General features: G+C 70.6%; 10 protein-coding genes and 2 pseudogenes. 6 read left to right on the top strand and 6 right to left on the bottom strand.

What is annotated here, in order from left to right:
• From gnd to I53_RS23290, 3 genes and pseudogenes are all read left to right on the top strand, one after another.
• Positions 1-760 (top strand): annotated as a pseudogene (gene gnd, locus I53_RS23280) (phosphogluconate dehydrogenase (NAD(+)-dependent, decarboxylating)); the annotation flags it as partial.
• A 65-nt stretch (positions 761-825) separates the two neighbouring features.
• Positions 826-1,551, top strand: a complete 726-nt coding sequence (pgl, locus tag I53_RS23285; protein ID WP_043355205.1) for a 6-phosphogluconolactonase — start codon at positions 826-828, stop codon at positions 1,549-1,551.
• A gap of 322 nt (positions 1,552-1,873) precedes the next feature.
• The gene (locus tag I53_RS23290) at positions 1,874-2,395 is read left to right on the top strand and encodes a cysteine dioxygenase family protein (RefSeq protein ID WP_043355207.1); all 522 of its coding nucleotides are present in this window, start codon (positions 1,874-1,876) and stop codon (positions 2,393-2,395) included.
• 22 nt (positions 2,396-2,417) lie between these two features.
• Here I53_RS23290 and I53_RS23295 read toward each other — a convergent pair whose 3' ends face one another.
• Both I53_RS23295 and I53_RS23300 read right to left on the bottom strand, forming a co-directional pair.
• A complete protein-coding gene (locus I53_RS23295) occupies positions 2,418-2,879 on the bottom strand; it encodes an Lrp/AsnC family transcriptional regulator (RefSeq protein ID WP_012319278.1) in 462 nt (153 codons plus the stop codon).
• A gap of 35 nt (positions 2,880-2,914) precedes the next feature.
• Positions 2,915-4,039, bottom strand: a complete 1,125-nt coding sequence (locus I53_RS23300; RefSeq protein ID WP_043355214.1) for a 2'-deoxycytidine 5'-triphosphate deaminase — start codon at positions 4,037-4,039, stop codon at positions 2,915-2,917.
• Positions 4,040-4,314: 275 nt separating this feature from the next.
• Here I53_RS23300 and apaG point away from each other — a divergent pair, with 275 nt between their 5' ends.
• The 3 genes from apaG to speG are packed head-to-tail and all read left to right on the top strand — an operon-like array spanning position 4,315 to position 6,477.
• Positions 4,315-4,707 (top strand): Co2+/Mg2+ efflux protein ApaG, encoded by a 393-nt coding sequence (apaG, locus tag I53_RS23305; RefSeq protein ID WP_043355208.1) that lies wholly within the window; start codon positions 4,315-4,317, stop codon positions 4,705-4,707.
• A gap of 34 nt (positions 4,708-4,741) precedes the next feature.
• On the top strand, positions 4,742-5,911 hold the full coding sequence (argE, locus tag I53_RS23310; protein WP_043355210.1) for an acetylornithine deacetylase: 1,170 nt from the start codon (positions 4,742-4,744) through the stop codon (positions 5,909-5,911).
• A gap of 14 nt (positions 5,912-5,925) precedes the next feature.
• A complete protein-coding gene (gene speG, locus I53_RS23315; protein WP_024830042.1) occupies positions 5,926-6,477 on the top strand; it encodes a spermidine N1-acetyltransferase in 552 nt (183 codons plus the stop codon).
• A 219-nt stretch (positions 6,478-6,696) separates the two neighbouring features.
• Here speG and I53_RS23320 read toward each other — a convergent pair whose 3' ends face one another.
• The 4 genes and pseudogenes from I53_RS23320 to I53_RS23335 form a co-directional block, all read right to left on the bottom strand.
• Entirely contained in the window at positions 6,697-7,971 is a 1,275-nt protein-coding gene (locus I53_RS23320) for a hypothetical protein (protein ID WP_043355211.1), read from the bottom strand.
• A gap of 169 nt (positions 7,972-8,140) precedes the next feature.
• The gene (locus tag I53_RS23325) at positions 8,141-9,184 is read right to left on the bottom strand and encodes an Hsp33 family molecular chaperone (RefSeq protein ID WP_043355216.1); all 1,044 of its coding nucleotides are present in this window, start codon (positions 9,182-9,184) and stop codon (positions 8,141-8,143) included.
• A gap of 273 nt (positions 9,185-9,457) precedes the next feature.
• A complete protein-coding gene (gene argF, locus I53_RS23330; RefSeq protein WP_051045020.1) occupies positions 9,458-10,438 on the bottom strand; it encodes an ornithine carbamoyltransferase in 981 nt (326 codons plus the stop codon).
• A 168-nt stretch (positions 10,439-10,606) separates the two neighbouring features.
• A pseudogene (locus I53_RS23335) lies at positions 10,607-10,918 on the bottom strand (aminotransferase class III-fold pyridoxal phosphate-dependent enzyme); the annotation flags it as partial.
• Positions 10,919-11,167: the final 249 nt, after the last annotated feature.

Consider the following 11,167-nt stretch of genomic DNA (forward strand, 5'->3'; position numbering starts at 1 on the left):
AGCAGGCGGTCCAGACGCTTTCGGGCCTGATGCAAGGCGGGCGACTGCGTCATCGACGGCGGCAATTCCTTCTATGGTGACGATGTCCGCCGTGGGCTCGCTCTGAAGGAGAAGGGGCCTGCACTACGTGGATGTCGGCACCTCGGGCGGCGTCTGGGGCCTGGAGCGCGGCTACTGCATGATGATCGGCGGCGACACGGAGACCGTCGACCGCCTCGACCCGATCTTCAAGACCCTGGCGCCGGGCGTCGGCGACATCCNCAAGACGCCGAACCGCGAGGGGCGCGACCCGCGCGCCGAGCAGGGCTACATCCATGCCGGGCCGACCGGTGCCGGCCACTTCGTCAAGATGGTCCATAACGGCATCGAGTACGGGCTGATGCAGGCCTATGCCGAGGGTTTCGACATCCTCCGCCACGCCAATGCCCAGGAGCTGCCGGCCGAGCGCCGCTTCGACCTGAACATGGGCGACATCGCCGAGGTCTGGCGGCGCGGCAGCGTCGTCTCGTCGTGGCTCCTCGACCTGACCGCCCAGGCGCTGGCGGGCGACGAGCAGCTCACCGACTTCTCCGGCTACGTGGAGGATTCGGGCGAGGGCCGCTGGACCATCAACGCCGCCGTCGAGGAAGGCGTCCCGGCGACGGTGCTCTCCGCCGCCCTCTACCGCCGATTCCGGTCCCGGGAGCACGCGAGCTACGCCGACAAGCTGCTCTCGGCGATGCGCAAGGGCTTCGGCGGCCACCAGGAGCCGAAGGGCTGAGCCGGCCGTCTCGGGCCGCCCGCAGACCGACCCGTCCGACCCCCGAAGCCGCAGGGCCGTCACCCATGAGCCTTCCCGCCGGAAGCCACATCCTGAAGGATCCGGAGGCGGTCGCCCGCGCGGCGGCCGAGCGGCTCATCGAGGCCTGCGGCGAGAGCCGGTCCGAGCGGATCGCGATCTGCCTCTCGGGCGGTTCGACGCCCAAGGTGCTGTACGGCCTGCTCTCGGGGCCGGACTACGCGACCCGACTCCCCTGGGCGCGAATCCACTGGTTCTTCGGGGATGATCGCGCGGTGCCGTGGGACGACCCGCGCAGCAATGTCCGGATGGTCCGGGAGGCGTTCGGGCACGGTGCCCCGATCCCGCCGACGCACCTCCACTTCATCCCGTCCGACGCAGGCCCGGACGCGGGCGCCCGCGCCTATGAGCGGATGCTTCTCGACTTCTACGGCGCCGAGCGCCTCGATCCGGCACGGCCGCTGTTCGATCTCGTTCTGCTCGGCCTCGGCGAGGACGGGCACACCGCCTCGCTGTTTCCCGGCACGCCTGCCGCCGACGAGGCCCGGCGGCTCGTCGTCCCCGTGCCCGAGGCCGGCCTGGAGCCGTTCGTCCCGCGGATCAGCCTGACGCTGCCGGCGCTCGCCTCCTCGCGGCACGTGCTGTTTCTGGTCACCGGCGCCGGCAAGCGGGCGCCCCTCGCCCGGCTCGCTGCGGGCGAGAGCCTGCCCGCCGGCCGTGTGACCAGCACCGGCGCCGTGGCGTGGCTGCTCGACGAGGCCGCGGCCGGCTGACGCCCTCGGCGGTTCTCGCCGGCGGCGTCGCGGGCTCATCCCCCGCCTTTTCCCGGCAGGAACCGATCCCCGGAGAGCTATGGCGTCGGGACGGCCGGACGTTCGCCGACGGCACGCCCGGTTCCGTCACGACGGCATCGGCTTCGCCGGGATAGCGGAGGGCGCGCAACGGGATTTCGTCCGATCGCCGAATGGCGCAATCCCATTGCTCGCTCGGGCGACATCGCGGTCAAGAACGCAACCCCGCGCCGTCGGGCCTGCGGTACGCTTCGCGCAGCCTCGTGAAGGGCGCCGCGTGAAGGGCGCCGAAGGAGACCCGCCGATGCCGCAGACGACCATCCCGACCGATGTCGAGGCGATGATGGCGAGCCTCGCCCGTTCCGCGGGCCGCTCGCCGGAGGCCTATCTGGCCGCGGCCCGGGCCACGCTGGTCCGCATCCTGACCCAGCCGGATCTCCTCGACCCGTCGCGGCTGGTCGGCCGCGGTCCGGGCCTGAGCCGCAATCTGCTGTTCGGCACCGAGGCGATCAGCATCTGGGCGATGGTGTGGGCGCCGGGCGCGGCGACGCCGGTCCACGACCATCACTGCTCGTGCTGCTTCGGCCTGCTGCGCGGCCGGCTGCGGGAAACGTGGTACCGCCCGATCAGCGAGACCCACGCGGTGGCGACGCAGGACGTCGTCCGCGAGCCCGGCTTCGTCGCCTGCATGATGCCGTCGGGACCGAACCTGCACCGGATCGCCAATGACGGGCCGGACGCGGCCGTCTCGATCCACGTCTACGGCTACGACCACCGGGCGCAGGATTCGTCGATCCACCGGACCTACGCGGTCGCGGCGGGCTGAGTCGCGCCGCGGAGCGACCGCGTCACGCCACGTAGATCGTCGGGACCGCGGTCGTGTACTTCATCTCCTCCATGGCGATGGAGGAGGACAGGTTCGAGAAGTCGAGCTTGGCGATGAGGCGCTGGTAGACCGCGTCGTAGGCCTCGATGTCCGGCACCACGATCCGCAAAAGGTAGTCGATCTCGCCGGTCAGGCGCCACGCCTCGACGATCTCCGGGAAGCCGGCGACGACCCGCCGGAACGCGTCGGACCAGTCGGCGGCGTGACGGGGCGCCTTCACGGCCACGAACACCGTGGTGGGGACGTTGACCTTGCGGCGATCCACCAGGGCGACCCGGCGCCGGATCACGCCGGAGGCCTCCAGCTTCTTCACCCGGCGCCAGCAGGGGGCCGCGCTGATCCCGACCTGCTCGGCGAGCTCGGCCACCGGGAGGGTCGCGTCCTGCTGGAGGAGGTCCAGGATCTTCCGGTCCACCGCGTCCATGCGAACGATGCTCCCGTCGACGGCTCCGGGCCGGATTACAACGCGAAGTGCTTCGAGAGCTTGAGGCCCTGGGCCTGGTAGTTCGACCCCGCCCCCGCCCCGTAGAGCGTCTCCGGGAGGTCGAGCATGCGCTCGTAGACGAGGCGGCCGACGATCTGCCCGTCCTCCAGCAGGAACGGCACGTCGCGGGAGCGGACTTCCAGGACGGCCCGCGCCCCCTCCCCGCCGGCTCCGGCATAGCCGAAGCCCGGATCGAAGAAGCCGGCGTAGTGGACCCGGAACTCGCCCACCAGCGGATCGAACGGCACCATCTCGGCGGCGTGGTCCGGCGGGACCTGGACCGCTTCCTTGGAGGCCAGGATGTAGAATTGCCCGGGATCGAGGATCAGGCTGCCCGATCCGTCGGCCGCCAGGGGCTCCCAGAAATCCGCGGCGCGATGACGGCCGGGGGCGTCCACGTCCACGAGGCCGGTATGGCGCTTCGCCCGATAGCCGACGAGGCCGTCGAAGCCGGAGAGGTCCACCGAGACCGCCACACCGCCCTGAAGGGACGGACTGCCCACGTCGACCAGCGCCGAGCGGGCATGGAGCAGGCCGAGCTCGGCCTCGGTCAGCCGCGGCGCCCCGCGGCGGAAGCGGATCTGCGACAGGCGCGAGCCGGTCCGCACGAGGACCGGGAAGGTGCGCGGCGAGATCTCCGCGTAGAGCGGCCCGTCATAGCCGGGCTCCACCTGATCGAAGGCCTCGCCCCGGTCGGTGATGACTCGGGTGAAGACGTCGATGCGCCCGGTCGAACTTTTGGGGTTGGCCGCCGCCGCGAGATCGCCCGGCAAGGCGAGGCTCTCCTGCAGCTCGGCGATGTAGACGCAGCCTGTCTCCAGGACGGCACCCGGTCGCAGGTCGACGGCGTGCAGCGACAGCCGGTCGACGCAGGCCTGGACCGTCCGGCCGGAGCCCGGCAGGAAGCTCGTCCGCACCCGGTAGGCCTTGGCGCCCAGGCGCAGGTCGAGGCTCGCGGGCTGGATCTGGTCGGGCGCGAAGGGCGTCGCGGCGCGGATCCCGCCCGCCCTGGCCAGGGCGGCGATCGCCTGGGCCGGCAGAATGCCGGACCGGCCATCCGCGCCCGAATCGGCGGCTCCCGTGGCTGCGCCCGCGTTCATCGCGCCCATGACTCCTTCGCGCGCCCGGCAGGTCCGCGTCGGCGAGCGTTGTCGGCCGGGACCCGCTAACGCGGGCTTAACCGCTTCCGAGGGCCGCGTCATGTCGGCGCCGCGACCCGGCCGGTCGCGGCGCCCGGCCCGGGGCCGGGATCGGGACGACGCGAGGTAGTCCGCCGCAATTGACGGCGATTCCGCCGCCTACTACGACCGGCCAGGAAGCGCGTTCCTTTCGGCTTCTGCGAATCGCACAGTCCGAAGAAGGGCCAAATAGGGCGATGTACAAGGCCGAGACACGGGGAATTAGTGTGACCGTGCAATCTCGCTTCGTCGAGGAGGAATCCTCGCCGAATGAGAGCCGTTACTTCTTCGCCTACACGGTCGAGATCGTGAACAACGGCAGCGAGCAGGTTCAGCTGCGCTCGCGGCATTGGCGCATCATCGACGGCCACGGCGCCTGCCAGGAGGTGCGCGGCACCGGCGTGGTCGGGAAGCAGCCCGTGCTGGAGCCGGGCGAGTCCTTCTGCTACACCAGCGGCTGTCCCCTCAACACGCCCGACGGGTTGATGGCCGGCAGCTACACCATGGCGACGGTGGCCGGCGAGAGCTTCGAGGCCGAGATCCCCGCCTTCTCCCTCGACAGCCCGCACGTCCGCCGCAGCCTGCACTGAGGTCCCGGCCCGGGGCCTCGCCCCGGAGGAATCCATGTCCGCGACCGGCGAGCGGCTCAGCCCGCTCGACATGCTCGCCCGCCTCGTGTCCTTCGACACGGAGAGCGACAAGTCCAACCTCCCGCTGATCGAGGCCGTCTGCGATTATCTGGGCGGCTGGAACGTCCCGTATCTGCATCTGCCGAACCCTGGGGGCGACAAGGCGGCCGTCCTCGCCACGATCGGGCCGATGGTCGATGGCGGCGTCGTCCTGTCCGGACATACCGACGTGGTGCCGGTGACGGGGCAGGCCTGGACCAGCGACCCGTTCACGCTGCGCCTTGCCGACGGCCGGGCCTACGGGCGGGGCGCGGTCGACATGAAGGGTTTCGACGCGCTGGCCCTGGCCCTGGTGCCCGACATGCTCGCCGCCGGCCTGAAGCGGCCGATCCACATCCTGCTCTCCTACGATGAGGAGACGACCTGTCTCGGATCCATGGACGGGATCGCGCGGTTCGGCGCCGACCTGCCGCGGCCCGCCGCGGTGATCGTCGGCGAGCCCACCGGCATGGAGGTGGCGGACGCCCACAAGAGCATCGTAACCTGCCTCACCACGGTTCACGGCCATGAGGCCCATTCGGCCCGTCCCGCCCTCGGGGCGAACGCCGTCTCGGCCGCCTGCGATCTCGTCGCCGGCCTCAACCGGATCGCCGATCTGATGATCGAGCGTGGCGACCCGTCCGGGCGGTTCGACCCGGCCTCGACCACGGTCCATGTGGGGACGATCCAAGGCGGGACCGCCCGGAACATCCTGGCCAAGGAGTGCCGCTTCCTCTGGGAGTATCGCGGCCTCCCGGATCTCGACCCGGCCGAAATTCCGCGCCTCTTCGCCCAGGAGGTCGAGCGGGTCACCCGCGAGCGCCTGAACCGCTACGGCGCGTATGGGCGGATCGAGACCCTCGAGGAGGTGGACATCCCGGGCTTGGCCCCCGAGCCGGGCTCGGAGGCCGAGCGGCTCTGCCTGCGTCTCGCCGGACGCAACCATACCGTCGCCGTCCCCTACGCCACCGAGGCCGGACGGTTCCAGGCGGCGGGCCTCCCGACGGTGGTCTGCGGCCCCGGCGACATCGCCCAGGCGCACCAGCCCGACGAGTTCATCACCCTCGACGCCCTCGGCCAGGGTGAGCGGTTCCTGCGCAACCTGATCGAGGCGTGTGCGTCATGAACGCGATGAGCGGAATCACCATCAAGCTGCGACCGCTGGAGCGGGAGGACCTGCGTTTCGTCCACCAGCTCAACAACAACGACAGCATCATGCGCTACTGGTTCGAGGAGGCCTACGAGTCCTTCGCCGAACTCCAGCAGCTCTACGAGCGCAACATCCACAATCAGACCGAGCGCCGTTTCATCGTCGCCGATCCGAGCGGAGAACCGGCCGGACTGATCGAGCTGGTCGAGATCAACCACCTGCACCGGCGCTGCGAGTTCCAGATCGCGATCCATCCGAGCTTCCAGGGGCGCGGCTACGCGTGGCAGGCCACCCGGATCGCCATGGATTACGCCTTCAGCGTGCTCAACATCCACAAGCTCTACCTGCACGTCGACCGGGACAATGCCCGGGCCGTGCGGATCTACGAGCGCTGCGGCTTCCATCCCGAGGGCGTGCTCAAGGACGAGTTCTTCGTGAACGGGCGCTACCGCGACGCCGTGCGGATGTGCCTGTTCCAGCCCGAATATCTCAGGGCCCGCGGCGGTGGCGGCGACATCGCGGAGCCCGTCCTGAAGGCGTGAGACCGTTCGGCCGGAGGGCCGGGGGCGAGGCAGCCCCTCGCATCAGCCGCGACGCCGTCGAACATTGTCGCCGAGTCAATCCCGCACGTCCGGGCTCGCGAGGCCGGACGGCGGATGTTCACCGACCGGCCTCGCTCCGCGTCCTGAGACGAGGCGCGAGGCCGTCGACCGAGACAGAAGGGGGGAGGAGCGCCACGGCTCCTCCCCCTGATCGTCGCGTCAGTTGCGGCCGGCACCCGCCTGACCGCCCGACCGGCCGGCACCCTGCGCACCATCCATGCCGGCCTTGCCGCCGTTCATGCCGCCACGCTCGGCGCCGCCCATCCGGCCGCCTTCGGCGCCGGACTTCATGCCGCCCGCTTGGCCGCCGCGATCCGACGCGTTGCGGATGCCGTCCTGCTGGCCGCCGCGCATGTCGCTGTTGCGCATGCCGTCCGTCTTGCCGCCCGTCTTGCCGTCCATCTTGCCGTCCCGACCGGCGGCCCGATCCATGCCGCGATCCTGGCCGCGGTCGTTGCGGTCCGTCCGGGTGTCGTTGCGACCCTCGGTCCGCGAGACGTCGCGGATGCCGTCCCGGCCGCCGCGGTTGTCGAAGCGCGCGCCGGCCCGCTGCTCGGAGCGGAAGCTCGCGCTGACCGCGCCGCCGCCGCTGAGACGGCGATATTCCGCGGAGCCGTAGCGCACCCGCTGACCGCGGATCGTCACGAAGCGATCCTCCTGGACCGAGACGAGGCGACGGTACTCGGGCGAACCGTAGAGGACGCGCTGGCCGCGGACGACGACGTAGCGCGCGCGGGGTCCGGTCTCGCGGATGCTGACGAGACGACGGTACTCGGGCGAACCGTAGAGGACGCGCTGGCCGCGAATGACGACATAGCGGACGCGCGGGCCACGGTTCTCGGTGACGATCAGGCGCCGATACTCGGGGGAGCCGTACACGACGCGGCGGCCACCGATGAACACGTAGCGCCCCTCACGGCGGAAGCCGCCTTCGAAGCGCTCGGACCGGACATCGGTACGGCTCACATCCGTCCGACCGCGGAAATCAGCACGGTCGCCACGCCGCTCACCATGACGGTCGCCATGTCGATCACCGTGCCGGTCGCCGCGCTCGGCGCGGTCGCCGGCGCGGTCGCCGGTGCGATCGCCGCGCTCATTCCGCTCGGCGCGGTCGCCATCCCGACCGCCACGCTCGGCACCGGCCCGATCCTTGTCCTGGGCCATGCGACCCTCGCCGCCGGCCTCACGGCCCTGCGCGGACCGGCCCGTCTCGGCGGCCCCGCGCTCGGAGCCCGCCTGTCGGCCGGCCTTCATGTCGCCCTGCGCGCCACCTTGAGCGCCACCCTGCATCCCGCCGCGCTCGCCGCCGCCGGCCTTCATGCTGGACTCGGCAGCTCCCTGACCGCCACGTCCGCCCATCTCGGCGCCACCCTGCTGGGCATAGGCCGAGGTGCTGATCAGCAGCGCAGCCAAACCAATCGACATCTTCCGCATGGCGAAACCTCCAATGTTGAATCTGCCACGCAACGTCGAAGGTCGCGAAACGGTTCAGACTGGAGGATCCAAAAATTCACGCAACGAATACCGAACTTCGTGCGTTTCGCGCGGAAAAGCTTGGCCATAAGCACGGGTCTGCGGATCCGTGCTTGCGCCGATCGGCGCTCTACTGGGTCGGCTGTCCGGCAACCTCCGCCTCGACCTCCTGGGGATCGAGATCGTAGCGCCGGGAGCAGAACTCGCAGGTGATGACGATGCGTCCGTCATCCGCCACCATGTCGTGGCGCTCCTGCGGGGAGAACGAGCGGATCATGCCCATCACGCGCTCGCGCGAGCAGCGGCAGGTCTCCCGGACCGGCTGGCGGTCGAACACCCGCACCCCGCGCTGGTGAAACAGCCTGTAGAGCAGCCGCTCGCTCGAGACATGCGGATCGACGAGTTCGTGGTCCTCGATCGTGGCGACCAGCGAGCGGGCCTCGACCCAGGCATCGTCCTCCGGTGCCTCGCCCGAGAGATGCCTGTGCCCCTCCGGGATGTCGCCCGGCGGCAGATCGGCGAGGCGCGCCCGGTCCACCGACTGAGGCAGGAACTGCACGAGCAGCCCGCCGGCCCGCCAGCGTCCGGCCCCCTCCTCCACGGCCTCGGCCACGGCGAGGCGCACCTGCGTGGGGATCTGTTCCGACTGCCGGAAGTACTGATACGCGGCCTCCTCCAGGCTCTGGCCCTCGAGGGCCACGACGCCCTGGTAGCGGCTGGCGGCCGTGCCCTGGTCGATGGTCATGGCCAGATGGCCGGTGCCGATCAGGTCGGAATCCGCGAGCGGGCCTGTGCCGAGGGCGGCCACGCGCGCCGGGTCGAACCGCGCGGTAGCGCGCAGCCGGTCCGGGGCCTCGAAATCGACCACGATCATCGCGACCGGACCGTCGGTCTTGGTCTGGAGCTGGAACCGGCCCTCGAACTTGAGGGAGGAGCCGAGCAGCACCGTCAGCGCCGCCGCCTCGCCGAGGAGGCGTGCCACCGGGTCCGGATAGCCGTGGCGGCGCAGGATCGTATCCACGGCGGGACCGAGCCGCACGACGCGTCCGCGCACGTCCAGCGCCTCGACGGCGAAGGGCAGCACGGCATCGTCCGCCCCTGCCTGGCCGTTGCCGGCATTCTCGGGCTGCGACGGGGAATGAGACGGGGAATGCGACTGGGTTCCTGAGGTCATGCCCTCTCCGATCGATGCGTCCGGCATGTCGTGCCGGCGAGGCGTGGATCCGTCCTCCCGGCGGACCGGGCGGCGTGAGGCGATGACCTTGGCGGAGCGATCGGATCCCTCACCCCGACCGGCCCGGAGTCGGAGCCGCCGCGCTGCGCGCCGTCCGTCGCCGGGATGCCGCCTGACGGCAGCCATGATGGGGAGGCGGACGGCACCGGCCGACCGCTCACGCCCATATGGTGCACCGACCCCGCCAGCGCGAGGCCGGTGACATCGACCGGATCAGAGCCCGTTCGCGCCCAGGCACCAGGCCAGGATGCCCTTCTGCGCGTGCAGGCGATTCTCGGCCTCGTCGAACACCACGGAGCGCGGGCCGTCCATCACGTCGGCCGTCACTTCCTCGCCGCGATGGGCCGGGAGACAGTGCATGAAGATCGCGTCCGGATTCGCCGCCGCCATCAGCTTGGCGTTGACCTGATAGGGGCTGAGCAGGTTGTGCCGGTGGGCCTCGTCGTCGTCGCCCATCGACACCCAGCAATCGGTGACCACGGCATCGACGCCCTCCACCGCCGCGAAGGCGTCGGTGGTGACGTGGATGTCGGCGCCCTCCTGCTGCGCCCAGGCGAGGAGCGCGGGGGGCGGGGCCAGCTCGGGCGGGCTCGCGATGTTGAGCGTGAAGTCGAACCGCGCGGCCGCATGGACCCAGCTCGCCAGCACATTGTTGGCATCGCCGGACCAGGCCACTTTGCGGCCCTTGATCGGTCCGCAATGCTCCTCGAAGGTCAGCACGTCGGCCATGATCTGGCAGGGGTGCGAGACCTTGGTCAGGGCGTTGATCACCGGGACGGTGGCGTACTCGGCCAGTTCCAGCATCTGACCGTGGTCGAGGATGCGGATCATGATCGCGTCGACGAAGCGGGACAGCACCTGCGCGGTGTCGCCGATGGTCTCGCCGCGCCCGAGCTGCATCTCCGAGCCGGTGAGCATCAGGGTCTCGCCGCCGAGCTCGCGCATGGCCACGTCGAAGGACACGCGGGTGCGGGTCGAGGGCCGGTCGAACACCATTGCCAGGGTCTTACCCGTGAGGGGGCGCTCCGCGGCCAGTTCGCCCTTCCGACGGCGCCCCTTGATGGCGGCGCTGGCATCGAGGACCCGGCGCAGCTCTGCTCCGGAAAAGTCCTTCAGATCGAGGAAATGACGAGGGCCGGCACCGTTCAGGTGCCTGGCCGGGGCCTGTGCCCGGCCGTCAATCTGGGCTTTCATCGCGTCACAATAACTAGAGTCTGCTCAACGATCACCTGATCATGAACCGCACTCTACCTCCTGGCAGGGGCATCTCCGTCAGGCGCGGCGGGATCGACCGCGCCCGGAAATGCTTCGGGCCGCCCCCCGGCATCCGGAGGGCGGTGTTCTGAAACTCTCGGATCGGTCCTACTCGGCCGCGCCGCGCACGGCCTCGAAGCTGGACGCCGCCGCGTCCAGGCGCCGGACCGCCTCGTCGATCTCGGTCTCGCCGATGGTCAGCGGCGGCAGCAGGCGGACGATGTTGTCGCCCGCCGGGATCACCAGCAGGTGCGCGTCCCGCGCGGCGGCGGCGAAATCCGTGTTCGGCACGCCGAGCTTGAGGCCGAGCATCAGCCCCTCGCCGCGGATCTCCTCGATGACGTGCGGATGGCGATCGCGCAAAGCCGCGAGCTTCTGCTTGAGCAGCAGGCCGGAGCGGGCGACGCGATCGAGGAAGCCCATGGCCGTTCGTGACCGGGTCGAACGAGCCGGCATAGAGGGCGGTGCGGGTCATCGCGACCCGACCTAGAGCATTTTTGCGCGGGACGGAACCTCGGGGCGGGACGGCCGGAGCCTCATGCCTCCTCGGGACCGCCCTCGATGCTGCCCTCGATGCCGGGCTCCTGCCCGGCTTCGCCGTTGGTTTCGTCCTCGCCCTCGATATGCTCCACCGAGACGACCTTCTCGTCCTTGGCGGTGTTGAACACC

Origin of the sequence: Methylobacterium sp. B1, assembly GCF_000333255.1 — a bacterium.
Lineage (GTDB): Bacteria > Pseudomonadota > Alphaproteobacteria > Rhizobiales > Beijerinckiaceae > Methylobacterium > Methylobacterium fujisawaense.

Bases quoted from the DNA above. Each gene is read 5' to 3' on its own strand.
- I53_RS23320 (WP_043355211.1), bottom strand. From the start codon at position 7,971: ATGCGGAAGATGTCGATTGGTTTGGCTGCGCTGCTGATCAGCACCTCG.
- I53_RS23290 (WP_043355207.1), top strand. From the start codon at position 1,874: ATGCCGCAGACGACCATCCCGACCGATGTCGAGGCGATGATGGCGAGC.
- argE (WP_043355210.1), top strand. From the start codon at position 4,742: ATGTCCGCGACCGGCGAGCGGCTCAGCCCGCTCGACATGCTCGCCCGC.
- I53_RS23325 (WP_043355216.1), bottom strand. From the start codon at position 9,184: ATGACCTCAGGAACCCAGTCGCATTCCCCGTCTCATTCCCCGTCGCAG.
- pgl (WP_043355205.1), top strand. From the start codon at position 826: ATGAGCCTTCCCGCCGGAAGCCACATCCTGAAGGATCCGGAGGCGGTC.
- apaG (WP_043355208.1), top strand. From the start codon at position 4,315: ATGTACAAGGCCGAGACACGGGGAATTAGTGTGACCGTGCAATCTCGC.
- argF (WP_051045020.1), bottom strand. From the start codon at position 10,438: ATGAAAGCCCAGATTGACGGCCGGGCACAGGCCCCGGCCAGGCACCTG.
- I53_RS23300 (WP_043355214.1), bottom strand. From the start codon at position 4,039: ATGAACGCGGGCGCAGCCACGGGAGCCGCCGATTCGGGCGCGGATGGC.
- I53_RS23295 (WP_012319278.1), bottom strand. From the start codon at position 2,879: ATGGACGCGGTGGACCGGAAGATCCTGGACCTCCTCCAGCAGGACGCG.